The 26,099-nt window shown below is 51.1% G+C and carries 27 protein-coding genes, 1 tRNA gene and 1 pseudogene; 16 read left to right on the forward strand and 13 right to left on the reverse strand.

Annotated features, from left to right (window positions below; translation table 11 throughout):
• The 5 genes and pseudogenes from EQY_RS0111405 to rmf form a co-directional block, all read left to right on the forward strand.
• Window positions 1–302, forward strand: a pseudogene (locus EQY_RS0111405) (ABC transporter ATP-binding protein); the annotation flags it as partial.
• Between the two features lie 188 nt (window positions 303–490).
• Entirely contained in the window at window positions 491–1,744 is a 1,254-nt protein-coding gene (pqiA, locus tag EQY_RS0111410) for a membrane integrity-associated transporter subunit PqiA (RefSeq protein WP_000333155.1), read from the forward strand.
• A 4-nt stretch (window positions 1,745–1,748) separates the two neighbouring features.
• Entirely contained in the window at window positions 1,749–3,389 is a 1,641-nt protein-coding gene (pqiB, locus tag EQY_RS0111415; RefSeq protein ID WP_000445527.1) for an intermembrane transport protein PqiB, read from the forward strand.
• The gene (gene pqiC, locus EQY_RS0111420; protein WP_000759125.1) at window positions 3,386–3,949 is read left to right on the forward strand and encodes a membrane integrity-associated transporter subunit PqiC; all 564 of its coding nucleotides are present in this window, start codon (window positions 3,386–3,388) and stop codon (window positions 3,947–3,949) included. The genes pqiB and pqiC overlap by 4 nt, the downstream gene beginning before the upstream one ends.
• Window positions 3,950–4,204: 255 nt before the next feature.
• A complete protein-coding gene (rmf, locus tag EQY_RS0111425) occupies window positions 4,205–4,372 on the forward strand; it encodes a ribosome modulation factor (RefSeq protein ID WP_000828648.1) in 168 nt (55 codons plus the stop codon).
• A 68-nt stretch (window positions 4,373–4,440) separates the two neighbouring features.
• Here the strand turns inward: rmf and fabA are convergent, their stop codons facing one another.
• Together fabA and EQY_RS0111435 are read right to left on the reverse strand one after the other, a co-directional pair.
• Window positions 4,441–4,959: a bifunctional 3-hydroxydecanoyl-ACP dehydratase/trans-2-decenoyl-ACP isomerase gene (gene fabA / locus EQY_RS0111430; protein WP_000227927.1), complete on the reverse strand. Its 519-nt coding sequence runs from the start codon at window positions 4,957–4,959 to the stop codon at window positions 4,441–4,443.
• A 68-nt stretch (window positions 4,960–5,027) separates the two neighbouring features.
• A complete protein-coding gene (locus EQY_RS0111435; protein WP_000156483.1) occupies window positions 5,028–6,788 on the reverse strand; it encodes an AAA family ATPase in 1,761 nt (586 codons plus the stop codon).
• Between the two features lie 185 nt (window positions 6,789–6,973).
• Between EQY_RS0111435 and matP the strand changes: the two genes are divergently transcribed.
• Entirely contained in the window at window positions 6,974–7,426 is a 453-nt protein-coding gene (matP, locus tag EQY_RS0111440) for a macrodomain Ter protein MatP (RefSeq protein WP_000877169.1), read from the forward strand.
• Between the two features lie 75 nt (window positions 7,427–7,501).
• Here the strand turns inward: matP and ompA are convergent, their stop codons facing one another.
• Together ompA and sulA are read right to left on the reverse strand one after the other, a co-directional pair.
• Window positions 7,502–8,554: a porin OmpA gene (gene ompA, locus EQY_RS0111445; RefSeq protein WP_024165063.1), complete on the reverse strand. Its 1,053-nt coding sequence runs from the start codon at window positions 8,552–8,554 to the stop codon at window positions 7,502–7,504.
• A 355-nt stretch (window positions 8,555–8,909) separates the two neighbouring features.
• The gene (sulA, locus tag EQY_RS0111455; protein WP_000288697.1) at window positions 8,910–9,419 is read right to left on the reverse strand and encodes an SOS-induced cell division inhibitor SulA; all 510 of its coding nucleotides are present in this window, start codon (window positions 9,417–9,419) and stop codon (window positions 8,910–8,912) included.
• A gap of 217 nt (window positions 9,420–9,636) precedes the next feature.
• Between sulA and sxy the strand changes: the two genes are divergently transcribed.
• Window positions 9,637–10,266, forward strand: a complete 630-nt coding sequence (gene sxy / locus EQY_RS0111460) for a CRP-S regulon transcriptional coactivator Sxy (protein WP_000839139.1) — start codon at window positions 9,637–9,639, stop codon at window positions 10,264–10,266.
• Here sxy and yccS read toward each other — a convergent pair.
• Window positions 10,229–12,391, reverse strand: a complete 2,163-nt coding sequence (gene yccS / locus EQY_RS0111465; protein ID WP_000875049.1) for a YccS family putative transporter — start codon at window positions 12,389–12,391, stop codon at window positions 10,229–10,231. The two genes, sxy and yccS, sit on opposite strands and share 38 nt — an antisense overlap.
• A 9-nt stretch (window positions 12,392–12,400) precedes the next feature.
• Complete coding sequence (locus tag EQY_RS0111470; protein ID WP_001261238.1) at window positions 12,401–12,847, reverse strand: YccF domain-containing protein; 447 nt, start codon at window positions 12,845–12,847, stop codon at window positions 12,401–12,403.
• A 122-nt stretch (window positions 12,848–12,969) separates the two neighbouring features.
• Here EQY_RS0111470 and helD point away from each other — a divergent pair, with 122 nt between their 5' ends.
• Entirely contained in the window at window positions 12,970–15,024 is a 2,055-nt protein-coding gene (gene helD, locus EQY_RS0111475) for a DNA helicase IV (RefSeq protein ID WP_024212530.1), read from the forward strand.
• A gap of 31 nt (window positions 15,025–15,055) precedes the next feature.
• Here helD and mgsA read toward each other — a convergent pair whose 3' ends face one another.
• The gene (mgsA, locus tag EQY_RS0111480; protein ID WP_000424180.1) at window positions 15,056–15,514 is read right to left on the reverse strand and encodes a methylglyoxal synthase; all 459 of its coding nucleotides are present in this window, start codon (window positions 15,512–15,514) and stop codon (window positions 15,056–15,058) included.
• 95 nt (window positions 15,515–15,609) lie between these two features.
• Window positions 15,610–16,272 carry a DUF2057 family protein gene (locus EQY_RS0111485; RefSeq protein WP_000847775.1) on the reverse strand — a complete coding sequence of 221 codons (663 nt, stop codon included), beginning with the start codon at window positions 16,270–16,272 and terminating at the stop codon, window positions 15,610–15,612.
• A 172-nt stretch (window positions 16,273–16,444) separates the two neighbouring features.
• On the opposite strand from EQY_RS0111485, the gene EQY_RS0111495 reads away from it, so the two are divergent.
• On the forward strand, window positions 16,445–16,858 hold the full coding sequence (locus EQY_RS0111495; protein WP_010348869.1) for a CoA-binding protein: 414 nt from the start codon (window positions 16,445–16,447) through the stop codon (window positions 16,856–16,858).
• A 44-nt stretch (window positions 16,859–16,902) separates the two neighbouring features.
• Here EQY_RS0111495 and hspQ read toward each other — a convergent pair whose 3' ends face one another.
• Both hspQ and rlmI read right to left on the reverse strand, forming a co-directional pair.
• Window positions 16,903–17,220 (reverse strand): heat shock protein HspQ, encoded by a 318-nt coding sequence (gene hspQ / locus EQY_RS0111500; protein ID WP_001295356.1) that lies wholly within the window; start codon window positions 17,218–17,220, stop codon window positions 16,903–16,905.
• 57 nt (window positions 17,221–17,277) lie between these two features.
• The gene (rlmI, locus tag EQY_RS0111505; RefSeq protein WP_000116321.1) at window positions 17,278–18,468 is read right to left on the reverse strand and encodes a 23S rRNA (cytosine(1962)-C(5))-methyltransferase RlmI; all 1,191 of its coding nucleotides are present in this window, start codon (window positions 18,466–18,468) and stop codon (window positions 17,278–17,280) included.
• Window positions 18,469–18,561: 93 nt separating this feature from the next.
• Between rlmI and yccX the strand changes: the two genes are divergently transcribed.
• On the forward strand, window positions 18,562–18,840 hold the full coding sequence (yccX, locus tag EQY_RS0111510; RefSeq protein ID WP_024212532.1) for an acylphosphatase: 279 nt from the start codon (window positions 18,562–18,564) through the stop codon (window positions 18,838–18,840).
• Here yccX and tusE read toward each other — a convergent pair.
• From tusE to EQY_RS0111525, 3 genes are all read right to left on the reverse strand, one after another.
• The gene (gene tusE / locus EQY_RS0111515) at window positions 18,837–19,166 is read right to left on the reverse strand and encodes a sulfurtransferase TusE (RefSeq protein WP_000904442.1); all 330 of its coding nucleotides are present in this window, start codon (window positions 19,164–19,166) and stop codon (window positions 18,837–18,839) included. The genes yccX and tusE overlap by 4 nt on opposite strands.
• A gap of 90 nt (window positions 19,167–19,256) precedes the next feature.
• On the reverse strand, window positions 19,257–19,916 hold the full coding sequence (gene yccA / locus EQY_RS0111520) for an FtsH protease modulator YccA (RefSeq protein WP_000375136.1): 660 nt from the start codon (window positions 19,914–19,916) through the stop codon (window positions 19,257–19,259).
• A 207-nt stretch (window positions 19,917–20,123) separates the two neighbouring features.
• Window positions 20,124–20,211: transfer RNA gene (locus EQY_RS0111525), tRNA-Ser, on the reverse strand.
• A 405-nt stretch (window positions 20,212–20,616) separates the two neighbouring features.
• Between EQY_RS0111525 and hyaA the strand changes: the two genes are divergently transcribed.
• Genes hyaA through EQY_RS0111555 form a run of 6 tightly spaced genes read left to right on the forward strand, consistent with a single transcriptional unit; the run spans window position 20,617 to window position 26,087 of the window.
• Entirely contained in the window at window positions 20,617–21,735 is a 1,119-nt protein-coding gene (gene hyaA, locus EQY_RS0111530) for a hydrogenase 1 small subunit (RefSeq protein ID WP_010344442.1), read from the forward strand.
• A complete protein-coding gene (hyaB, locus tag EQY_RS0111535; protein ID WP_000107392.1) occupies window positions 21,732–23,525 on the forward strand; it encodes a Ni/Fe-hydrogenase large subunit in 1,794 nt (597 codons plus the stop codon). The genes hyaA and hyaB overlap by 4 nt, the downstream gene beginning before the upstream one ends.
• An 18-nt stretch (window positions 23,526–23,543) precedes the next feature.
• Window positions 23,544–24,254 carry a Ni/Fe-hydrogenase b-type cytochrome subunit gene (gene hyaC / locus EQY_RS0111540; RefSeq protein WP_001156753.1) on the forward strand — a complete coding sequence of 237 codons (711 nt, stop codon included), beginning with the start codon at window positions 23,544–23,546 and terminating at the stop codon, window positions 24,252–24,254.
• On the forward strand, window positions 24,251–24,838 hold the full coding sequence (hyaD, locus tag EQY_RS0111545) for a hydrogenase 1 maturation protease (protein WP_000003651.1): 588 nt from the start codon (window positions 24,251–24,253) through the stop codon (window positions 24,836–24,838). The genes hyaC and hyaD overlap by 4 nt, the downstream gene beginning before the upstream one ends.
• Window positions 24,835–25,233, forward strand: a complete 399-nt coding sequence (gene hyaE / locus EQY_RS0111550) for a hydrogenase-1 operon protein HyaE (protein ID WP_000606442.1) — start codon at window positions 24,835–24,837, stop codon at window positions 25,231–25,233. The genes hyaD and hyaE overlap by 4 nt, the downstream gene beginning before the upstream one ends.
• A complete protein-coding gene (locus EQY_RS0111555; protein ID WP_001285388.1) occupies window positions 25,230–26,087 on the forward strand; it encodes a hydrogenase expression/formation protein in 858 nt (285 codons plus the stop codon). Before hyaE ends, EQY_RS0111555 begins: the two co-directional genes overlap by 4 nt.
• Window positions 26,088–26,099 lie beyond the last annotated feature (12 nt).

Consider the following 26,099-nt stretch of genomic DNA (forward strand, 5'->3'; position numbering starts at 1 on the left):
TAAACCAGCCGGTGGTGAAAAAAACCGAAGAAGCGGCAGCGCCAAAAGCAGAAACTGTAAAACGCAACACTAGCAAACTAAGCTATAAATTGCAGCGCGAACTGGAACAGCTTCCGCAATTGCTTGAAGATCTGGAAGCGAAGCTGGAAGCCTTACAGGCGCAGGTGGCGGATGCCTCCTTCTTCAGCCAGTCTCATGAACATACGCAAAAAGTGCTCGCTGATCTGGCTGCTGCGGAGCAGGAGCTGGAGCAGGCTTTTGAACGCTGGGAGTATCTTGAAGCGTTAAAAAATGGTGGCTGATCGCAAAACAGTTGATTGATATAGAGGCTGATGACAAAGGTAAAATTGCCTGATGCGCTACGCTTATCAGGCATGGGGGAAATCATTTGTATTCTCTCAGACCGGTAAAGGCACCAATGCTGCATCCGGCATGAAAAAAGGACACTTTGTCAGCAATCTGTAGAATAGCGCATCATTAAGGAGTACCAATGTGCGAACATCATCATGCCGCGAAGCATATCTTGTGCTCGCAGTGTGACATGCTGGTGGCATTACCCCACCTTGAGCATGGTCAGAAAGCGGCATGTCCTCGGTGTGGCACAACGTTAACCGTTGCGTGGGACGCGCCCCGGCAGCGTCCTACCGCCTATGCGTTGGCCGCACTGTTCATGCTGTTGCTGTCCAACTTATTCCCTTTTGTGAATATGAACGTCGCAGGAGTTACCAGTGAAATTACATTACTGGAAATTCCGGGCGTGCTGTTTTCTGAGGACTACGCCAGCCTCGGCACTTTTTTCTTGTTGTTTGTGCAACTGGTTCCTGCATTTTGCCTGATTACCATACTGCTTCTGGTGAATCGCGCCGAATTACCGGTACGTCTGAAAGAGCAACTGGCACGAGTGCTCTTTCAACTCAAAACCTGGGGAATGGCAGAGATTTTCCTCGCGGGTGTGCTGGTCAGTTTCGTCAAACTGATGGCCTACGGCAGTATTGGTGTGGGCAGCAGTTTTCTCCCCTGGTGTTTATTTTGTGTGCTGCAACTGCGCGCCTTCCAGTGCGTTGATCGTCGCTGGTTGTGGGATGATATCGCGCCGATGCCAGAGCTACTTAAGCCGTTAAAACCGGGCATTACGGGTATCCGACAAGGATTGCGCTCTTGCTCTTGCTGTACGGCGATCCTTCCCGCCGATGAAACGGTGTGCCCGCGTTGCGGTACGAAAGGATACGTTCGGCGCAGAAATAGCCTGCAATGGACGCTGGCGCTGCTTGTTACGTCCATCATGCTGTATCTCCCGGCTAATCTTTTACCCATCATGGTGACTGATTTATTAGGCTCTAAGATGCCGTCAACGATTCTCGCCGGGGTCATCCTGTTGTGGAGTGAAGGCTCTTATCCTGTTGCTGCAGTTATCTTTTTAGCCAGTATCATGGTGCCAACGTTAAAGATGATCGCCATCGCATGGTTGTGCTGGGATGCCAAAGGGCACGGCAAGCGTGACAGCGAAAGAATGCATTTGATTTATGAAGTTGTTGAGTTTGTAGGCCGCTGGTCGATGATTGACGTTTTCGTGATTGCGGTGCTCTCGGCGCTGGTGCGTATGGGAGGTTTAATGAGTATTTATCCTGCAATGGGTGCGTTAATGTTTGCTTTAGTCGTCATAATGACAATGTTTTCTGCAATGACGTTTGATCCACGCTTGTCGTGGGATCGTCAACCTGAATCAGTGCATGAGGAGTCCTGACAGTATGGAATCTAATAATGGGGAAGCCAAAATCCAGAAAGTGAAGAACTGGTCTCCCGTGTGGATATTTCCTATCGTCACGGCGCTTATAGGGGCGTGGGTTCTTTTTTATCATTACAGCCATCAGGGACCGGAAGTTACCCTGATCACCGCGAATGCGGAAGGGATTGAGGGCGGCAAGACTACCATTAAAAGCCGTAGTGTTGACGTCGGCGTGGTCGAGAGCGCAACGCTAGCCGATGATTTGACGCACGTTGAAATCAAAGCGCGCCTGAACGCCGGTATGGAGAAGCTGCTGCATAAAGATACCGTCTTCTGGGTGGTAAAACCGCAGATAGGTCGAGAAGGTATTAGCGGCCTGGGCACACTGCTTTCCGGTGTGTATATCGAACTGCAACCGGGGGCGAAAGGCAGCAAACAGGCAAGTTATGATTTGCTCGATTCGCCACCGCTGGCACCGCCTGATGCGAAAGGTATTCGTGTGATTCTTGATAGCAAAAAAGCCGGACAACTCTCGCCGGGAGATCCGGTGCTGTTCCGTGGCTATCGGGTAGGTTCGGTTGAAACCAGCACCTTCGATACGCAAAAACGCAATATCAGCTATCAACTGTTTATCAATGCACCTTATGACCGGTTGGTGACCGGCAATGTTCGCTTCTGGAAAGATAGTGGCATTGCGGTTGATCTGACGTCAGCGGGAATGCGCGTAGAGATGGGATCGTTGACAACGCTACTCAGCGGCGGTGTTAGCTTTGACGTGCCTGAAGGTCTGGATTTAGGGCAGCCTGTTGCGCCGAAAACCGCATTCGTTTTGTATGACGACCAGAAGAGCATTCAGGATTCGCTATACACCGATCACATTGACTATCTGATGTTCTTTAAAGATTCGGTACGTGGCCTGCAGCCTGGCGCTCCGGTAGAATTCCGGGGTATTCGCCTGGGTACAGTAAGTAAAGTTCCTTTCTTTGCGCCGAATATGCGTCAGACATTTAATGATGATTACCGTATTCCGGTACTCATACGCATCGAACCGGAACGGCTGAAAATGCAGCTTGGCGAAAATGCGGATGTCGTTAAGCACCTTGGAGAGTTGTTGAAACGTGGCTTGCGCGGATCGCTGAAGACCGGAAATCTGGTCACTGGTGCGCTCTATGTTGATCTCGATTTCTATCCAAATACGCCAGCGATAACCGGTATTCGTGAATTTAATGGTTATCAGATTATCCCGACCGTTAGCGGCGGTCTGGCGCAAATCCAGCAACGTCTGATGGAAGCATTAGATAAGATCAACAAGCTGCCGTTGAATCCGATGATTGAGCAGGCGACCAGTACGCTGTCTGAAAGCCAGCGCACGATGAAAAACCTGCAAACGACGCTGGATAGTATGAACAAGATCCTCGCCAGCCAGTCGATGCAGCAGTTGCCAACGGATATGCAGTCAACGTTGCGTGAGCTGAATCGCAGTATGCAGGGCTTCCAGCCAGGCTCCGCAGCCTACAACAAGATGGTAGCGGATATGCAGCGGCTTGATCAGGTGTTGCGTGAACTGCAACCGGTGCTGAAAACGCTTAACGAGAAGAGTAACGCGCTGGTATTTGAAGCGAAGGACAAAAAAGATCCAGAGCCGAAGAGGGCGAAACAATGAAAAAGTGGCTAGTGACGATTGCGGCACTGTGGCTGGCCGGATGCAGCTCCGGCGAGATCAATAAAAACTATTACCAGTTACCTGTTGTGCAGAGCGGTACGCAAAGTACCGCCAGCCAGGGCAATCGCCTGTTATGGGTAGAGCAAGTCGTTGTTCCAGACTATCTGGCGGGGAATGGGGTGGTTTATCAGACCAGTGATGTGAAGTATGTGATTGCCAACAACAACCTGTGGGCCAGCCCGCTGGATCAACAGTTGCGCAACACCCTGGTGGCGAATCTGAGTACGCAACTCCCCGGTTGGGTGGTTGCCTCCCAGCCTCTGGGAAGCGCACAGGACACGCTCAACGTAACCGTAACGGAGTTTAACGGTCGCTATGATGGCAAGGTCATTGTCAGCGGCGAGTGGTTGTTGAATCACCAGGGACAATTGATCAAACGACCGTTCCGTCTGGAAGGGGTGCAAAATCAGGATGGCTACGATGAAATGGTCAAAGTGCTGGCCAGTGTCTGGAGTCAGGAAGCCGCTGCTATTGCGCAAGAGATAAAGCGTCTACCTTAATTATAAATATTTGTAAATATAACCGTCTCCGGCATGTAGCCTGAGGCGGTTTTTTTGTTTAATTCACCGAGAAAAACTTGTTCCGCTTCACATTTTTTGTACAACCAACATGCCCGTGTGGCTCACAAATATGACAGTGGCGTGAATTTTGCGCATTGACGGCAGTTATGATTCGCGGTATTGCTTAACTGTGATTGCACATTTAGTAATCACTGTTTTCTTTTCCACCAGAAACCAGTATGAGGGAAACGAGGCATGAAGAGACAAAAACGAGATCGCCTGGAACGGGCACATCAACGTGGTTATCAGGCCGGCATCGCCGGACGCTCAAAAGAAATGTGTCCCTATCAGACGCTGAATCAAAGGTCACAATGGCTGGGAGGCTGGCGAGAAGCCATGGCGGACAGGGTAGTAATGGCCTGATTCTGTCTCTTTAAAAAGAAACCTCCGCAATGCGGAGGTTTCGCCTTTAATATGTAGCCTGATTTAAATCAGAATGCAGAAGTATCCTGGAACAGACCGACTTTCAGGTCGCTGGCGGTGTAGATCAGACGACCATCTACCAGTACTTCGCCGTCTGCCAGACCCATGATCAAGCGACGGTTAACAATGCGTTTAAAGTGAATACGGTAGGTCACTTTTTTCGCGGTAGGTAGAACCTGACCAGTGAACTTCACTTCGCCTACACCCAGTGCGCGGCCTTTACCTTCGCCGCCCAGCCAGCCAAGGTAGAACCCTACCAGCTGCCACATCGCATCCAGACCCAGACATCCCGGCATTACCGGATCGCCGATGAAGTGGCAGCCGAAGAACCATAGGTCTGGATTGATATCCAGTTCTGCTTCGACATAGCCTTTGTCGAAGTTACCACCGGTCTCGGTCATTTTGACCACTCGATCCATCATCAGCATGTTTGGTGCTGGCAATTGCGGGCCTTTAGCGCCAAACAGTTCTCCGCGACCAGAGGCAAGAAGGTCTTCTTTTGTATAGGATTCGCGTTTATCTACCATGTTCTCTGTAAGCCTTATTTTAGTGAAGCACGCAGGATAGCTAACACGTGTACGCTGAACAAGTCCGATCAGTTTGGAATAAACCAGTTCAGCCAACGTAATGGCCATGGAAAACGGTGACGTCCTTCCTGTTGCGATGCTTGCGCAATACGTTCCTGGATAGTTTGCATCAGCGTTGTCTGGCCTTCACCATCCCACACAAGATTTAATAATAAAGGCAGTGCGTCAGTCACATCGTCTACTGCCCAGATGGTGAATTTGCCTTCCTCTACCGCTTTCACCAGTTCACTGTGAAGACTTAAATGGCGAACGTTAGCGGTGGGGATAATGACACCTTGTTTCCCCGTTAACTCACGTTGCTGACAAATAGCAAAGAAGCCTTCGATTTTCTCATTCAAACCACCGACCGGCTGGGCGCGACCGAACTGATCGACTGAACCTGTGATAGCGATACTCTGATTCACCGGCACATCGGCAAGGGCGCTTATCAGGGCGCAGAGTTCAGCCATCGAGGCGCTATCGCCGTCCACTTCGCTATATGACTGCTCAAACGTCAGCGATGCTGAGAAAGGGATCTGTTGCTCAAGCTGAAGCTCCGACATCAGGAACGCCTGCATGATCATCATCCCTTTAGCGTGTATGTTGCCGCCAAGCTCGGCCTTGCGTTCTATATCGGTAAATTCGCCATCACCAATATGCACAACGCAGCTAATGCGAGAAGGTTCGCCAAAAGCGCGTGGATGACCCGGAAATTCAATGACCGAAAGGGCATTGATTTGCCCGATGCGTTCGCCTTCGGTTTCAATCAGGATCTGCTCCTGAAGGATCTCATCCTGCATTCGTTCGGCAAGGAAGCCTTCGCGCCATTCCCGTTGTTGTAGCATTAAGTTTAGCTGCTCGCCGGTAAAGCTATCGCCTTCGCACAAGGATGCGACCTCTTTACACTGGCGGAGGATCCACTGCGGGCTAAGCGGCAGTGTTTCTTGTTCACCGGTGTAGCGTGCTGCTTCGCGGATAAGTACCGGCCAGGCATCCGCTCCCGGTGCAGGTAAGTGGTTATGTCTGGCGGTAAATGTCACCCAGCGACACCACTGGTTTACTGACTCCGCATCGACAATCTGCAGAGTATCTTCAAATTCGCTATAAATAGCCTGCTCAGAAAGCTCTGGCTCCATCTCCTGGAAATCAGCCAATGATTCGCGTTCGCCTACCAGAATGACTTTCAGCTTCAACGGCATCGAAGGCACAGAGACGGGGAGAGGGCGCGACTCATCAAACGCTATCCAGTCAAAACGCTCGCGGTTAACGATGTTTTTCAACCGCATCCACAGCAGAGGTTGCGCCAGCAGAGTACGCAAAGAGATGATGAGAATACCGCCATTTGCCTGATGCACCAGGCCTGGCTGCAAGGTAATGTCGCCATTAAACTGGCGCAGGCAGCCAAAGAGTTGTTCCGCTTCTACCCAGTCGGCAGCGACAACCTGCGTTAAAGTCGCAAAATTATCATCTACGCTCACTGCGTTACTTAAGCGAATGGTGTGGCCGGAAACCTCATAGTGACCACCCACCAGTTGGCCTGCATCGCTTTGTAGCGCACGTGCGGCATCGGCAATAAGATTCAGATACTCAGACTCTTCCGGGGCCTTTGCCAGCATAAAAGAGGAGGATGCTCGCGTATGCAGCAGCTGCTCCAGCGCAAATTGCAGTCGCGGTTGAGTATCACTGAATAAAGGATCGTTTTCGTCAATCAAATGTGGCTGAGCAAATATTTCCTGATAGCTATCGGTATCAGGAACCAGGTCACGCCATGCAAGTTTCGTAATGGTCAAAGTTGATGTTTTTTAGTCTGTTGTCAAAGCCGCGATTATACCGTAACCGGCACTGCAGCACACGTAGAAAGCACCGACAATACTCCTTGCATGGGCGTTAAAGCTCACAGGATGGAGATTCTTTTCATCACACAGTTAAAAAACTGATATTCTGTAAAGAGTTACACGGTAACATTGAGATCGCTATGAAATATCAACAACTTGAAAATCTGGAAAGCGGTTGGAAATGGAAGTATCTGGTGAAGAAACACCGTGAAGGGGAGCTAATTACCCGTTACGTAGAAGCCAGTGCCGCCCAGGAAGCCGTTGACGTGTTGCTATCGCTGGAAAATGAACCCGTGCTGGTAAATGGCTGGATTGACAAGCATATGAATCCAGAGCTGGTCAATCGCATGAAGCAGACTATTCGAGCCAGACGGAAACGCCATTTTAATGCGGAACATCAGTACACGCGTAAGAAATCAATCGATCTGGAATTTATTGTCTGGCAACGGCTGGCTGGTCTTGCACAGCGGCGCGGTAAAACACTTTCCGAAACGATTGTCCAGCTGATAGAAGATGCGGAAAACAAAGAGAAATATGCAAATAAAATGTCTTCTTTGAAGCAGGATTTGCAGGCTTTACTCGGAAAGGAATAACTTGCCAGGGTTATTTATTTTACTGAAGACGAAAAAAACCCCGCATGAAGCGGGGTTTTTTTACCAGACGAGAACTTAAGCCTGCGGCTGAGTTACAACGTCTTTGATGCCTTTAACTTCGATCTCTACGCGACGATCCGGAGCCAGGCAGTCAATCAGTGCAGCGCGTTGTTTCACGTTGTCACAGGTGTTGCCGGTAACCGGGTTGGATTCGCCCATACCACGTGCGGAGATCTTGTCAGACGGGATACCTTTAGAGATCAGGTAATCAACGACGGACTGAGCACGACGCTCGGACAGACCCTGGTTGTAAGCATCAGAACCGATGCGGTCAGTGTAACCCAGAACAACTACGGAACCGTCTTTCGGATCCAGGTTGCTCAGCTGGCTGTACAGCTGATCCAGAGCAGCCTGACCTTCCGGTTTCAGGGTTGCTTTGTTGAAGTTGAACAGAACGTCAGACTTCAGAGTGAAGTGCTTGGTCTGTACTTCCGGAGCTGGAGCCGGAGCCGGAGCAACTACCGGAGCTGCTTCGCCCTGACCGAAACGGTAGGAAACACCCAGGCTCAGCAGACCGTTGTCCGGACGAGTACCGATGGTGTGTGCGTCACCGATGTTGTTGGTCCACTGGTATTCCAGACGGGTAGCGATTTCAGGAGTGATCGCGTACTCAACACCACCTGCGAATACCGGAGAAACGCCGGTGTCGTGGTCTTTATAGGATGCGCCACCAGGTACGTTAGCCTTGGTGTCTGCACGCCATACCATACCACCCAGACGAGTGTAGATGTCCAGATCGTCAGTGATTGGGTAACCCAGTTTAGCGGTCAGCTGAACGCCCTGAGCTTTGTATGCGCCATTGATGTTGTCGCCTTTGTACGGCATACGACCTAACCAGTCGTAACCCATTTCAAAGCCAACATACGGGTTAACCTGGTAACCACCAAAAGCACCTGCACCCAGTTGGTTTTCGTGGGTCGGACCATTGTTAGGAATGAAACCAGTGTCATGGTACTGGGACCAGCCCAGTTTAGCACCAGTGTACCAGGTGTTATCTTTCGGAGCGGCCTGCGCTACGGTAGCGAAACCAGCCAGTGCCACTGCAATCGCGATAGCTGTCTTTTTCATTTTTTGCGCCTCGTTATCATCCAAAATACGCCATGAATATCTCCAACGAGATAACACGGTTAAATCCTTCACCGGGGATCTGCTCAATATTAACTCTACCGATATCTTCGGCTTATGCCGAGCACCCCTGGCGATGTAAAGTCTACAACGTAGTTGAAAACTTACAAGTGTGAACTCCGTCAGGCATATGAAAAAAAAGATTTGTATAAGGCGCGTTTAACCTTTTTTGTTAACGACACTTTACAGCATAAAATCGCGGAAACCGCTTCAGACAAGCCTCCGCAGGGAAAGTTAGCCATGAGTGAAATCATCAGACGGGCGATAAAAAAAGTTCCAGGATTAATCCTAAATTTACTTAATGATACAAATTAGAGTGAATCTTTACCCCGGAAAGTTGTCTCGTGGCGTGAGAGGTTGTGCTTACTGGACGCATAATAAACCCCATTGCGTTACCTTCATTAGCGGCATCCACAAGCTCTGCATGTTCTTCTTCTGTCAGATCATCTGCTAACCAACCGATCACCACGCTGTAATTTCCCGTGCGTAAAGCGCGAACCATTGATTCCACCGTGTGGCAAGGGGAAAGCTGGTTTATCTGCATCACTTTCGTTAAAGGTAGCCCAGCAGCCTGAACCCATTCACGACTCAGTTTTTGTTTTGGTGTTAACCATAGTTGCCAACGTGATTGCTGACCGAGTTGCTGCAACAATGGCAAAAGCAGCAGTTGCGTCATCATGGGCTGATCTTCGCGATAGACAACTTCACTAATTAGCCCAGCTGTAGTGTTTTCCGTGGAGACACGCGCAATTTTGCTTGCTGCGGATGAGAACAACGAAGAACGATGTGCATAGCCTGAAGTGTACATAATCAATCCAGCCCTGTGAGTTACTGTATGAATATACAGTACATCCAGTGGCATCAAAGATCAACCCTAATTTCGGAAAGAGCCTCGCAAATTTTGTCGTTCGTGACCTGAAAACTTAAATTAATCTTGCCCCTTGATAATAAGTTGCCTATTTTCGTATTTAACGGATCCGTTAATGTGAATCATTCTTTTATATTATGATTTTAAAAGGAATTTTATGAAAAGCCTCTCTTATAAGCGGATCTATAAGTCACAAGAATACCTGGCTACGCTGGGCACCATTGAATACCGATCATTGTTTGGTAGTTACAGTCTGACCGTTGATGACACGGTATTTGCAATGGTTTCTGATGGCGAGTTGTATCTTCGGGCTTGTGAACAAAGTGCACAATACTGTGTAAAACATCCGCCAGTATGGCTGACATATAAAAAGTGTGGGCGGTTTGTTACCCTCAATTACTACCGGGTCGATGAAAGCCTATGGCGAAATCAACAAAAGCTGGTGCGCCTGTCGAAATTTTCTCTGGACGCCGCGCTTCAAGAGAAAAGTACGCGCAATATCCGGCAACGGCTGAAAGATTTACCCAATATGTCTTACCATCTTGAGGCTATTCTCGGGGAAGTGGGGATTAAGGATGTACGGGCGTTACGTATTCTTGGGGCGAAAATGTGTTGGCTGCGACTGCGGCAACAAAACAGTCTGGTGACAGAAAAAATCTTATTTATGCTTGAAGGCGCAATTCTCGGTATTCATGAAGCTGCGCTCCCGGTGGCACGCCGCCAGGAGCTTGCAGAATGGGCAGATTCTCTTACGCCGAAACAGGAGTTTCCTGCGGAACTTGAGTAATTCTGCGCTGCAGACGACCAATTTCTGGTAGTAATGCAATCAATAATCCGACTTGCTGTACAACCAGAGGTTCTTTGCTGTCTGCCCGTGGTTCAAGTTGCTGCATCTGTTGTTTCAGGTCAGCTAATGCCTGATTGACGCGTTCTTCATCGGCAGGTTGATGATGTAGCGCGTCATCCACATAGCAAACTGCGTCATCAAGAAACGCCAGAATTTCAGGGTTAGTTAACTGCTCACGGTGTGCTCCGAGGGCAGAAATGTAACTGGTAAACGTATGGTTAAGGCAGAGTAACCGGAACGCGTCCTCGCGAATTTGCGGTGTGACATTCGGTTCGCTGGACATATTCGACACCACCGACGCCAGCTCTGCATCACGATTGTGTGCATCGCGACGAGCAATACGATATGCCAGACGGTTATCGCGCCCCTGGTGGTATTGTTCGAGAATAGCATCGAGATAACGGCAGTTAGCATCGGTTGCGCGCTCAAGCATTCGGGGCAGATTACGAAACCGCCAGTCTGGCCAGATGTAACTTACCGCTGCCCATGCAATGGCACATCCGATTAGCGTATCGATTACGCGAGGTAATGCCACTTCAAAACCTTCACCCAGCAAGTTAAAGCACAGTAGCACCAGAAGCGTAATGAACATCGTTGCATGAGCGTATTGCACGTTACGGAAGGCAAAAAAGAGAACACCGGTAATGACCAGCAGCACCAGTTGCCCTTCCAGTGACGGCACAAACCACAGCACAGGAATGCCAATCGCAATACCCACCAGCGTACCAATAATCCTTAATTTCAGGCGGTGGCGCGTGGCGTTATAGTTTGGCTGGCAGACAAACAAACTTGTCAGCAAGATCCAATACCCGTGATGCATCCCGGTTATCTGAATGATGGCGTAGCCGAAGCACAAGACCAGTGACATTCTTACCGCATGACGGAAGAGGGCGGATTCCGGCGTGAAGTGACGGCTAAGACGCAGCCAGATATCGCTCAACCCGTGCGGGCTGTCATCTGCGAGTTCATTTTCGTCATTATTATGGGGCAGCGCCTGTGCCTGTTCTGATTCAATTGTTGCCAGTTGGGCATCAATGGCACGTAAATTGTTCAGCAAAAATCCCAGTGTTTTGAGTAAATCGGCGGGCGCGCCGTTATCGCGCATTCGCTCCAGCGCAGCATCAATATGCGTAAAAGCGCGTTCAAAATGCGGATCGTGTTGATAAGGCTGACGCAGCAAAATACAGCGTGACAGTTGCTGGCAGGCCTGTCCCTGCATTGACATCAGTCGCTGGAAACGGAACAGCACGTCGCTGTGGCGAAAATGTTCCCGCAACGTTTGATACTGAATATGGGAAGAGCTGGCACGCTCGTGGATATCCTGCGCCACAAAGTAGTAATGCAATGTTCGACGTGTTCCCCGCTGACCACGATCGCCGCGTAGGCGAGTCAGCAACGAGAGTTTCGTCTGATTCAGTGTCGCCATCAGTTGCCCGTTGGCGAGAGCCAAATCGTACAGCGGTGCCTGGCTTTCATCCTCTATATCGGGATCAAACATGCGTGATTTCAGTTCCAGATAACGCGCCAGTTGTTCATAGCAACGCGCCAGATTGTCCTGCAATGGGCGGACAGGGAACAGTAGATGACCAATAAGCGTCAGAACGTTGTACCAGACGGCACCAGCAAGCAGATACATCGGCTGCTGATACCAGTGCTCATAGAGAGACGTCCCCAGCATGGTGTAAATGGCGATCAGCAACGCACCAAAGGCGATTGTTGCATAGCGTTGACCCAAACCGCCAAGCAAAATGAAACCGCTGGTGGAGAGCGTTAAGCCAATGGCAAATAACCAGGGCCAGGGGAAAAGGAGTTCTACCGAGGCCGAGGCAATAAAAAAGCAGAACAGCGTAATGATGAGGTTACGCAGACGCCCAGCCAGTCGGTCGTCGAGATCGGTTAGCGCCGCTGCCACCATTCCCAGTGTCAGCGGAATCGTCAGTTTTACATCACCCAGCCACCACGGAAACGCTGTGGTTCCACAAAGCGCAATAAAAATACGCGCGTAATACAGCCAGGCGCTGTTCCAGGTATAGCGTTTGAGCAAAGGACTTAGCATAAAAGCCATAATGTTAGATTATTCAAAACGACGTCGCGCATTGGCTTCACGCGCAGCACGAGCTGTTTCCACAGAAACTACGCGGCGACCGACTGGCCACAGTGCAATAGCGGCAATTTTAAAATTCGCAATGCCAACCGGAATGCCAATGATGGAAATGCATTGTGCGATACCTGTCGCAATGTGCATCAGGCATAACCACCAGCCAAAGAAAATCAGCCAGAAAATATTCAGTACCGTACCGCCAGTATTCAGCAGTACATTTTTACCTGCCGGATTCAGTTCATCGACATGAATGGCCTCATTGCCGTAAGGCACCAGAGACAGTTTGGTGATCTCCCAGCAGGATCGTGTCAGCGGTAAGGTAAAAATCAGCACAATACTGACCAGGGTTGCCAACAGCCAGCCCAGAGTGGTGGCAAATCCGCCAAGCACAAAGTTCAGAATGTTCAAAACGGTACGCATAAAACCTCGCTTTACTGTGGTTTTCAGTAATGGGCGGCAATTGTAACGTTTTTTTGGGCTGGAGCACGTTTTCTCTGACGGTTACACTGATAAGAAATAACATCGTGTGGATCTACAGAGTCATGGAACTGAAAGCGACAACTCTTGGCAAACGTCTGGCACAGCACCCTTATGATCGGGCGGTGATCCTCAATGCCGGGATAAAAGTCTCCGGCGATCGTCACGAATATCTCATTCCTTTCAATCAATTACTGGCAATTCACTGCAAGCGCGGTCTGGTATGGGGTGAGCTGGAATTTGTACTACCTGATGAAAAAGTAGTGCGTCTGCACGGCACCGAATGGGGGGAGACGCAGCGTTTTCACCGCCATCTTGATGCTCACTGGCGGCGCTGGAGCGAGGAGATGAGCGAAATTGCGGCTGGCGTATTACAGCAGCAATTGGATCTTATCGCCGCACGCACCAACGATAATAAATGGCTGACGCGGGAGCAAACTTCTGGCGTGCAGCAACAAATCCGCCAGGCTTTGTCGGCGTTGCCGTTGCCAGTTAATCGACTGGAAGAATTCGATAACTGCCGTGAGGCGTGGCGCAAATGTCAGGCCTGGTTGAAAGATATTGAAGGCGCTCGGTTGCAGCATAATCAGGCGTATACCGAAACCATGCTTAATGAGTATGCGGATTTTTTCCGTCAGGTTGAATCTTCACCGCTTAATCCGGCGCAGGCTCGGGCAGTCGTTAATGGCGAACATTCTCTGTTAGTGCTGGCAGGCGCAGGAAGCGGTAAAACATCGGTGCTGGTAGCGCGTGCAGGCTGGTTGCTGGCGCGTGGTGAAGCGTCCCCTGAGCAAATTTTATTGCTGGCGTTTGGTCGCAAAGCCGCTGAAGAGATGGACGAGCGTATTCGCGACCGGCTACATACCGAAGACATTACCGCACGCACGTTTCACTCACTGGCGCTACATATTATTCAGCAATGTAGCAAAAAAGTACCCACAGTCAGCAAACTGGAAAATGACACCGCTGCCCGACATGAACTCTTTATTGCTGAGTGGCGCAAGCAATGCAGCGAGAAGAAAACGCAGGCGAAGGGCTGGCGGCAATGGCTGACGGAAGAAATGCAGTGGTCAGTGCCAGAAGGTAACTTCTGGGATGATGAAAAATTACAGCGTCGTCTTGCCTCACGCCTCGATCGCTGGGTAAGTCTGATGCGGATGCACGGCGGTGCACAGGCAGAAATGATTGCCAGCGCGCCCGAAGAGATTCGCGATCTGTTCAGTAAACGTATCAAGTTGATGGCCCCGTTATTAAAAGCCTGGAAAGGTGCGCTGAAGGCAGAAAACGCCGTCGATTTTTCGGGCCTTATTCACCAGGCGATTGTGATTCTGGAGAAAGGTCGTTTTATCAGCCCCTGGAAGCATATTCTGGTTGATGAATTTCAGGATATCTCGCCGCAGCGCGCAGCGTTGTTAGCGGCATTACGCAAGCAAAACAGCCAGACGACGTTGTTTGCCGTTGGCGATGACTGGCAGGCAATTTACCGCTTCAGTGGCGCGCAAATGTCGCTCACCACGGCTTTCCATGAAAACTTTGGTGAAGGCGATCGCTGTGATTTAGACACGACTTACCGTTTTAACAGTCGTATCGGTGAGGTGGCAAACCGGTTTATTCAGCAGAACCCAAGTCAGTTGAAAAAGCCGCTAAATAGCTTAACCAATGGAGACAAAAAAGCCGTCACGTTATTGGATGAGAGCCAGCTTGACGCTTTGCTGGATAAGCTCTCTGGTTATGCCAAACCGGAAGAGCGCATTCTGGTTCTGGCGCGTTATCACCACATGAGGCCTGCCAGCCTGGAAAAAGCGGCAACACGCTGGCCGAAGTTGCAAATCGACTTTATGACTATTCATGCCAGCAAAGGGCAACAGGCGGATTACGTCATCATCGTTGGCTTGCAGGAGGGGAGTGATGGTTTTCCGGCTGCGGCGCGGGAGTCGATTATGGAAGAGGCGCTACTGCCACCGGTTGAGGATTTCCCGGACGCTGAAGAACGGCGGTTAATGTACGTGGCGCTGACCCGCGCACGCCATCGGGTATGGGCACTGTTTAACAAAGAGTATCCCTCTCCTTTTGTGGAAATACTGAAAAATCTGGATGTGCCGGTGGCGAGAAAACCGTAAGAAACAGGTGGCGTTTGCCACCTGTGCAATATTACTTCAGGCGTTCTGCGAGATAACGCTGATAATCGGGGATCAGAATATCGACCGCGTCGTTGAAATGCGGCGACTGGATGATGAAATCTGCCGTTGCCACGTTGGTAGCGACCGGAATGTTCCACACCGTCGCCAGTCGCAGTAACGCTTTCACGTCAGGATCGTGCGGTACGGCGTTTAATGGATCCCAGAAGAAAATCAACACATCAATTTTTCCTTCCGAAATCAGTGCGCCCACCTGCTGGTCACCGCCCATTGGGCCGCTCAACATGGCGTTAACATTCATACCGGTAGCGCGGGAAATTAAGTTACCCGTGGTGCCCGTCGCATAAAGCTCGTGCTGTTCCAGTAATGGTTGATGCCGTTCCACCCAGCTCATGAGCATTTGTTTACAGTGATCGTGTGCCACCAGCGCAATATGTTTCCGCGCTGGTAAAGTGCGAGTCGTCAGTTCCATAATTTACATCCATAGTTAACTTTCCTACAGATTACTGTAAGCACTTATCGCTGCAAGATAAAGACCGAAAAAGCCTGCGCACAGGCACAAAAATCTCAGGAAGATGGTTGTTTTTCCGCCCATTGCAGGAAGTTATTGCGCGTTTGCGGATCTGCCAGTTTAAACCAATACTTCAGCCGTTGTTCAGTGAGCACCTGGGACTGTGGTGGGATGGCATCCAGTTCGGAAACACCAGAGAGCAGTGTACTGTCATCTGCCATCATGGTGGCAAATTGCGGTAGAGAAGCGCGTTTCGCGGATTTGTTATAACGCTCGACCTCGACTTCATAATCAATCGTTTTTGCGGTTGAAGTAATAGCCAGAATATCCAGCTTTACCGGAATCGGCGTCGCATCGCCATCTAACAATTCAAGGCGCGGCGTTGTGTCGAAATGATTGGCTTCCCGTTCATTCTCCAGGCGTGGCAGGCGAAAGTTCACCTGGCTAATGAGCTGTGTATTAAAACTGACGACCAGCGGCGGGGAGATATAAAGCCGTTCTTCACTACTGGAAAGATGGATAGTCTTCTCGACGCGAAACACTAACTGATGCGGTCCATTATCCAGTTCAATGCTATCCGCTCCGCGTAACAGAGAGCTTGAAACCTTTTTGCCGTCGAGTACCAGAAGATCAATATCGCTGGACAGCCGTAGCGTGGTGGCAAAAACGGATACCGGCAAACATAATGCAATCAAGGTGGTCAAAATGCCGGTTTTCATAGATAGCTCCTGTCTAATGACCGCCTGAATAATAATGTATCAAAATTTTTCTTTAATCATACTTACTAACATATAGACATGTTTTCCGCTTTTGCTCTCATTCATTCGTATTAGCTGCATGGTTGGTATGTTGGGATTGTCGTACACTTTGATAAATAGTCTGGAGGAAATGATGAAAGAGACCGATATTGCAGCCATTTTAACGTCCACTCATACCATTGCGCTGGTAGGGGCAAGTGATAAACCCGACCGTCCAAGTTATCGCGTGATGAAATACTTGCTTGATCAGGGCTATCACGTTATTCCGGTCTCACCTAAAGTCGCCGGTAAAACGCTGCTGGGTCAGCAGGGCTACGGCACGCTGGCAGAGGTTCCGGAAAAAGTCGATATGGTCGATGTTTTCCGTAATTCGGAAGCAGCGTGGGGCGTGGCGCAGGAAGCTATCGCCATTGGTGCGAAAACCTTATGGATGCAGCTAGGGGTGATTAATGAGCAAGCGGCTGTACTGGCACGTGATGCCGGGTTACAGGTAGTCATGGATCGCTGCCCGGCAATTGAGATCCCTCGCCTGGGGCTGGCTAAATAAAAAATACCCGGAAGGTTTTTGCCTTCCGGGTATTTGTATGAGGGTTAGTTACGCAGACGCGGCGCCTGGAGTTGTTTGCGGATGGTCTGCGCCAGCTCATCCATGGATGGCTGTTCAGGATGTTCATCCTGCAATTCGCTACTTAGCTGGGCTTCAGCCAGGTAGGTATGAACCGGTAGGCCGTTGTCATCCTCCATCACCACGTGATACCACGGAGCGGCGCGAAGCTCATCGTTCACCGCCAACTCATCAGGCGACGGTTCAGAGAGCGAATAAACCGGGTCGATATCCACGACCACTCCGAGATAACCTAACAGGGAATGGCGGACCTGCTGGCCGATACCGAATTTGCTGGCAATCATAGTCACCTCCCGGGAAATCTTCACCTTTGATATAAGGGTAAAATTCCACATTTCAAGTTACATGACGCGACAGGCAAACCCTTTCAGATATAGCCCTTCCGGGTAGGTAGCGATCACCGGATGATCGGCTGCCTGACGGAACTGCTCTATAAATTGTATATCACGACCGGCATCAATTGCGGCATCCGCGATGATTTTCTGAAATAAATCGCTGGTCATCAGGCCTGAACAGGAGAACGTCAGGAGAACACCGCCCTCATTCAGCAACTGAATCGCCAGCATGTTGATGTCTTTATAGCCCCGGCAGGCGCCCATCAACTGGCTTTTGTTCTCAACAAACTTCGGCGGATCCATCACGATAACGTCAAATTTCTCCCCGCGATCGCGATAAGTTCGCAGCAATTTAAAGACGTCATCACGCACGAACTCTGCCTTGCTCAGATCCAGTTTGTTCAGCTCAACGTTCTGCCGTGCAATGTCCAGTGCTTCCTGGGAAGTATCAACGCTAACAACGTTGCTGCAACCGCCCATTAATGCCGATACCGCGAAACCACCGGTATAGGAGAAACAGTTCAGTACGCGTTTATTTTCAACGTAGCGGCGGGTTGCCAGGCGGCTGTCACGCTGATCCAGGTAGTAGCCCGTTTTGTGCCCGTGCTGAATGTCCACCAGCAGCTTCATACCGTGTTCTTCTATCGGCAGCAGGGCAGGAGGCAACTCGCCGGTGACGGGGCCCTGGGTCAGCTCCATCCCTTCTTTTTTACGTACCGCGACGTCGCTGCGATCGTAAATCGCACATTCCGGGTATAGCGTTTGCAGGGCGCTGATCAATGCCGCCCGCTGATATTCTGCGCCAGCACTCAGCAGTTGCAGCACCAGAAAATTACCGAAACGATCGATAGTTATACCCGGCAGGCCATCAGACTCACCGGCAATTAAACGATAGCTATCGAGGCCATCTTTTTGCGCCAGCCAGTCGCGCCACTTTTGCGCCTGTTGTAAGCGTCGGGTGAAAAAGGCAATGTCGATGGATTCCGAAGGATCGAAAGTCCAGACGCGAGCGCGGATTTGCGAAGCCGGCGAATAAGCGCCGCGTGCTAACCATTTTCCCTGATGATCAACAATATCGATGGTTTCACCGAGGCTGGCTTTACCTTCCATGCGGGCAACGGCCCCGGAAAAGACCCACGGATGGCGACGAAGTAATGATTTTTCGCGCCCTTTGGCTAACACTAAACGTACACTCATAATTTACTATTCTGTCGATGCAAAGAAATGGGCGCCATTGTCCGGAGTTTTCCATGGATTTGCAACGCAGCTATAAGAATAAGGAGAGCGGTGATGTCGAAAGTATGCATAATTGCCTGGGTTTTCGGGCGAGTTCAGGGGGTAGGCTTTCGCTATACCACGCAGTACGAAGCGAAAAAACTGGGATTAACCGGGTACGCCAAAAATCTTGACGATGGCAGCGTGGAAGTGGTTGCCTGCGGTGAAGAAGGGCAGGTGGAAAAATTAATGCAGTGGTTAAAGAGTGGCGGCCCGCGTTCTGCGCGTGTGGAACGGGTGCTCAGCGAGCCGCATCATCCCTCGGGGGAATTAACCGATTTTCGTATCCGTTAAATACATTTTACCGGTTTTGGCAGGCCAGCAATTTTGGTGGCTTGCTTAGCCGGACCTTTCGGAAACAGTCGGTATAAATATCGGCTGTTACCTTTTTCTTCGCCAAATTTATTCGCCATCGCTTTTACCAGCATACGAATCGCCGGAGAAGTATTAAATTCCAGATAGAAATCACGCACAAAACGCACCACTTCCCAGTGTTCTGGCGACAGCGAAATCCCTTCGTTCTCTGCAATCACCACAGCCAGCGGCTCACTCCACTGGCTGCTTTCTTTGAGATAGCCTTCGGTATCGGTCTCTATCTCTTTACCTTCGAAGATCAGCATAATTATTACTACCTTAATCAGACTGGCGGCAGTGTAACAAAAAACAAAGCCCCGCATAAAGCGAGGCTATGAAAGTGTTAGCGGGTGAGATTAATCGCGGCTGGCGAAGCCCAGAATGCTCAGCAGGCTGACGAAGATGTTGTACAGCGACACATACAGGCTAACCGTGGCACGAATGTAGTTCGTTTCACCGCCATGAATGATGTTGCTGGTTTCAAACAGAATTGCGCCAGAGGAGATCAGAATGAATACCGCACTGATTGCCAGATGCAGGGCAGGCAGTTGCAGGAAGATATTCGCTACCATTCCAATCAGTACCACCACAATACCCGCCATCAGCATACCGCCGAGGAACGACATATCTTTGCGGGTGGTCAGCACATAGGCAGAGCAGCAGAAGAACACTAATGCTGTGCCGCCCAGCGCCATAGCGATTACGTCGCCCATTCCGGCAGACAGGTAAGTGTTCAGAATTGGTCCGAGGATATAACCCAGAAAACCGGTAAAGGCGAACGCGGAGATAATCCCGGTCGGCTTATTCGCCGTTTTATAGGTCAGGAACATCAAACCATACATCCCCACCAGCGTCAGAATCAGACCCGGAGATGGTAGCATCAGAACCGTACTGGCAGTCGCGGTAATCGCAGAAAAGGCCAGCGTCAGGCTCAGCAAGAAATAGGTATTACGCAGCACCTTATGGGTGCTAAGTAGCGATGTACGGTCATGTGAAGAACTAACTATACGATCCATGGAGTCACTCTCTATGACAGGTGTAATTAATAAAGCAGCATAATGATATTGCCGAAAGCTACCCAGAGGTTTTACCCATCTTTACGCATTTGATCTGGAACAGGTTTAGCAAAGACAGAGTAAGCCATTGGGGATGACATAACGGCATGGCGATTTTGACAGGTAAAAGAAAAAGGGGTTAGCATTTAGCTAACCCCTTATCTTATTTGGCGGAAGCGCAGAGATTCGAACTCTGGAACCCTTTCGGGTCGCCGGTTTTCAAGACCGGTGCCTTCAACCGCTCGGCCACACTTCCGGAATGACGCGAACTATAAACATCCCGATGCGTCGTGTAAACCCCCAATGTGTTTGTTTGCCTGAAAAACAGACAAAATCGTGTTGATTGCGTGAAATAACAGCAATTTGCGCATTCCATCGCCATAAAAATCGCTTCATAACCTTCCTGCGGCAAACCTTAAGGAAAATAAGGTTCATTTTTATCGCTAAAAGATAAATCCACATACTCTGTGTTGTTTTGTGCAAAAGTTTCACTACGCTTTATTAACAATACTTTCTGGCGACGTGCGCCAGTGCAGAAGGATGAGCTTTCGTTTTCTGTCTCTCTCGTGAAGCGATGGTTTGCCTTGCTCCAGGGACGTCGCTTGCCGACCAAAAGCGCCCGGCACTCCAGTCGGTGTCGCAAGGAGAAGAGACGTGCTATATGAATAACGAGGAAACCTTTTACCAGGCTATGCGACGTCAGGGGGTTACCCGGCGAAGTTTTCTTAAATATTGCAGTCTGGCTGCCACGTCGCTGGGATTAGGCGCGGGGATGGCACCAAAGATTGCCTGGGCGCTGGAGAATAAACCGCGCATTCCAGTGGTGTGGATCCACGGTCTTGAATGCACCTGCTGTACCGAATCTTTTATCCGTTCTGCTCATCCGCTGGCGAAGGATGTCATTCTTTCCCTTATTTCTCTCGACTACGACGATACTCTGATGGCTGCCGCAGGCACTCAGGCAGAGGAAGTCTTTGAAGACATCATCACGCAATACAACGGCAAATATATCCTCGCAGTAGAAGGTAACCCGCCGCTGGGCGAGCAGGGGATGTTCTGTATCAGTAGCGGTCGACCGTTTATTGAGAAACTCAAACGTGCAGCTGCCGGAGCCAGTGCAATTATTGCCTGGGGCACCTGTGCGTCCTGGGGCTGTGTGCAAGCCGCCCGACCCAATCCGACGCAGGCCACCCCCATCGACAAAGTCATCACCGACAAACCGATCATTAAAGTGCCCGGCTGCCCGCCGATCCCGGATGTGATGAGCGCCATCATTACTTACATGGTGACATTCGATCGTCTGCCGGATGTCGACAGAATGGGGCGTCCGCTGATGTTCTACGGTCAGCGAATCCACGATAAATGCTATCGCCGCGCTCACTTTGATGCCGGAGAGTTCGTCCAGAGTTGGGATGATGACGCCGCGCGTAAAGGTTACTGCCTGTACAAAATGGGCTGCAAAGGGCCTACCACCTATAACGCCTGTTCCTCCACACGCTGGAATGATGGCGTTTCTTTCCCAATCCAGTCTGGTCATGGCTGCCTGGGCTGTTCTGAAAATGGTTTCTGGGATCGCGGTTCGTTCTATAGCCGCGTGGTCGATATTCCGCAGATGGGAACGCACTCTACCGCCGATACCGTGGGCTTAACCGCGCTTGGTGTCGTGGCTGCGGCTGTTGGCGTACATGCAGTCGCCAGCGCCGTTGACCAGCGCAGACGTCATAACCAGCAACTTGCAGAAGCCGAACAACAGCCGGGCAACGAGGATAAACAGGCATGAGCACTCAGTACGAAACTCAGGGATACACCATCAACAATGCCGGACGCCGCCTGGTGGTCGACCCGATTACGCGCATCGAAGGTCATATGCGCTGCGAAGTGAATATTAACGATCAGAATGTGATCACCAATGCTGTTTCCTGCGGCACTATGTTTCGCGGGCTGGAGATCATCCTGCAAGGCCGCGATCCGCGTGATGCGTGGGCGTTCGTTGAGCGTATCTGCGGCGTCTGCACTGGCGTACACGCTCTGGCTTCGGTCTATGCAATTGAGGATGCCATCGGCATTAAAGTGCCGGACAACGCCAATATCATCCGTAATATTATGCTGGCGACGCTCTGGTGCCACGACCATCTGGTGCACTTCTATCAGCTCGCCGGGATGGACTGGATAGATGTGTTAGATGCGCTGAAAGCCGACCCACGGAAAACGTCAGAACTGGCGCAAAGCCTCTCCTCGTGGCCGAAATCATCCCCTGGCTATTTCTTCGACGTACAAAACCGCCTGAAGAAATTTGTTGAAGGCGGGCAGTTGGGGATCTTCCGCAATGGCTACTGGGGGCACCCGCAGTACAAACTGCCGCCGGAAGCCAACCTAATGGGCTTTGCCCACTATCTCGAAGCCCTCGATTTCCAGCGGGAGATCGTCAAAATTCACGCCGTTTTTGGTGGTAAAAACCCGCATCCGAACTGGATTGTCGGCGGGATGCCGTGCGCCATTAACATTGACGAAAGCGGCGCGGTCGGGGCGGTTAATATGGAACGCCTGAACCTGGTACAGTCGATTATCACCCGCACGGCGGACTTCATTAACAACGTGATGATCCCCGACGCCTTAGCCATCGGTCAGTTCAACAAACCGTGGAGTGAAATCGGCACTGGTCTTTCTGATAAATGCGTCCTTAGCTACGGCGCATTCCCGGATATTGCCAACGACTTTGGCGAGAAAAGTCTGCTGATGCCAGGTGGTGCGGTAATCAATGGCGACTTCAACAATGTGCTGCCAGTGGATTTGGTTGATCCGCAGCAGGTGCAGGAGTTTGTCGATCACGCCTGGTATCGGTATCCCAACGATCAGGTTGGGCGTCATCCTTTTGATGGTATTACCGACCCGTGGTACAACCCTGGCGATGTCAAAGGCAGCGATACCAACATTCAGCAACTGAATGAACAGGAACGTTACTCGTGGATCAAAGCGCCACGCTGGCGCGGTAACGCGATGGAAGTAGGGCCGCTGGCGCGCACGTTAATCGCCTACCACAAAGGCGATGCTGCGACCGTTGAGTCGGTCGATCGCATGATGTCGGCGCTGAACCTACCGCTTTCTGGCATCCAGTCGACGTTAGGCCGCATTCTGTGCCGCGCGCACGAAGCGCAGTGGGCCGCAAGTAAGTTGCAGTACTTCTTCGACAAGCTGATGACCAATCTGAAAAACGGCAATCTTGCCACTGCCTCCACTGAAAAATGGGAGCCTGCGACCTGGCCGAAAGAGTGCCGTGGCGTCGGCTTTACCGAAGCGCCGCGCGGGGCGTTAGGCCACTGGGCCGCCATCCGCGATGGCAAGATTGATCTCTACCAGTGCGTGGTGCCGACCACCTGGAACGCCAGCCCGCGCGATCCCAAAGGGCAGATTGGCGCATATGAAGCGGCGCTGATGAACACCAAAATGGCGATCCCCGAGCAACCGCTGGAGATCCTGCGTACTCTGCACAGCTTTGACCCGTGCCTCGCCTGTTCAACACACGTGCTGGGCGACGACGGTAGCGAGCTTATCTCCGTGCAGGTGCGTTAACAGCGAAGGAGAATCATCATGCAAGAGAAAAGCGACAACGTTGTCAGCCACTATGTCTTTGAAGCGCCAGTCCGTATCTGGCACTGGCTGACGGTGTTATGCATGGCGGTGTTGATGGTCACCGGTTACTTTATCGGTAAGCCGCTGCCTTCGGTCAGCGGCGAGGCGACGTATCTGTTCTATATGGGCTACATCAGGTTAATTCACTTCAGCGCCGGAATGATTTTTACCGTGATATTGCTGATGCGGATTTACTGGGCGTTCGTGGGTAATCGCTATTCACGCGAGCTTTTCATTGTGCCGGTATGGCGTAAAAGCTGGTGGCTGGGCGTGTGGTATGAAATCCGCTGGTATCTGTTTCTGGCAAAACGCCCGAGTGCCGACATCGGTCATAACCCCATCGCCCAGGCGGCGATGTTCGGCTATTTCCTGATGTCGGTCTTTATGATCGTCACCGGTTTTGCGCTGTTCAGCGAACACAGCCAGTATGCCATTTTCGCGCCGTTCCGTTATGTAGTGGAGTTTTTCTACTGGACGGGCGGCAACTCGCTGGACATTCACAGCTGGCATCGGCTGGGGATGTGGCTAATTGGTGCGTTTGTGATCGGTCATGTCTATATGGCACTGCGTGAAGACATCATGTCTGATGACACGGTGATCTCCACGATGGTGAATGGTTACCGCAGCCACAAGTTTTTTAAAGTCAAAAGCAACAAGGAGCGTTCATGAGCGAGCAGCGCGTGGTGGTGATGGGGCTGGGCAACCTGCTATGGGCCGATGAAGGTTTCGGCGTGCGGGTGGCGGAACGGCTATATGCACATTATCACTGGCCCGAAAACGTGGAGATTGTCGATGGCGGCACTCAGGGGCTGAATTTGTTGGGCTACGTTGAAAGCGCCAGTCACTTGTTGATCCTCGATGCCATTGATTATGGGCTGGAGCCAGGAACGCTACGGACATATGCCGGAGAGCGCATTCCGGCATATCTTAGCGCAAAGAAAATGAGTCTGCACCAGAACAGTTTCTCCGAAGTGCTGGCGCTGGCGGATATTCGTGGACATTTGCCTGAACAAATCGCCCTGGTCGGGCTGCAACCGGCAATGCTCGACGACTACGGTGGCAGCCTGAGCGAACTGGCACGTGAACAACTGCCATCAGCAGAACAGTTGGCGCTGGCGCAACTGGCAGAGTGGGGAATCGTACCGCATCTGGCAGAGGAATCACGCTGTCTCAACTATGACTGTCTGTCGATGGAAAATTATGAAGGCGTTCGCTTACGCCAGTACCGGATGAGCCTGGAGGAGCAGGGATGATCAATGACTCTCCTTTTAATGCGTTGTGGCAGCGTATGCTGGCGCGCGGCTGGACACCTGTCACAGAATCCAGCCTTGATGACTGGTTATCGCAGGCACCAGACGGCGTAGTGCTGTTAAGCAGCGATCCGAAACGCACGCCGGAGGTCGGTGATAATCCGATAATAATTGGCGAATTATTGCGCGAATTTCCAGACTTTACATGGCAGGTGGCGATTGCTGACCTTGAGCAAAGCGAAGCCATCGGCGATCGCTTTGGTGTTTTTCGCTTTCCCGCCACACTGGTGTTTACCGGCGGTAGCTATCGCGGCGTGCTGAATGGTATTCACCCATGGACGGAGTTGATAAACCTGATGCGTGGGCTTGTCGAACCGCAACAGGAGCGTGCCTCATGAGTGACACTTTTTTCCATTTACTGGGGCCAGGAACGCAACCTGATGACGAAAGTTTCAGTATGAATCCGCTGCCGATCACCTGCCAGGTGAATGATGAACCGAGCATGGCGGCACTGGAACAGTGTGCACATAGCCCGCAGGTGATTGTGCTGTTAAACGAACTGCAACAACAGCTAAGCCAACGTATCCCCCCTTTGGGCGAGGTACTGGCAGTCGATCTGTTCAATCTCAACGCTTACGATCGCCACTTTATCAATACGCTTCTCGGGGAAGGGGAAGTGTCAGTTCGCATCCAACACGTTGATGGCAGTGAAAGTGAAATTCAGGAGGCAATTTTTTGCGGATTATGGCGAGTGCGCAGACGTCGCGGAGAGCAGTTACTGGAAGACCGTCTGGAGACTGGCTGCGCGCCGCTGCCTTTGTGGCAGGCGGCAACGCAAAACGTCTTGCCGACAGATTCGCTGTTACCGCCACCCATCGATGGCCTGATGAACGGACTGCCGTTGGCTCATGAATTGCTGGCGCATGTGCGTAACCCTGACACGCAGCCGCACAGTATTAACCTGACGCAATTGCCCATCAGCGAGGCTGACCGGCTGTTTCTCTCGCGCCTTTGCGGGGCGGGGAATATTCAGATTCGCACCATTGGCTATGGCGAGAGCTATATCAACGCCACCGGGTTACGCCATGTCTGGCATTTACGTTGCACGGACACCCTAAAAGGTCCGCTGCTTGAGAGTTATGAAATCTGCCCTATACCGGAAGTTGTGCTGGCAGCGCCGGAAGATTTGGCTGATTCTGCGCAGCGGTTGGGCGAGGTGTGTCAGTGGCTGGTGGAAAACGAGCAACAGTGAAAACGGCGGCAA

This window comes from Escherichia sp. TW14182 (genome assembly GCF_000208525.1).
Lineage (GTDB): Bacteria > Pseudomonadota > Gammaproteobacteria > Enterobacterales > Enterobacteriaceae > Escherichia > Escherichia ruysiae.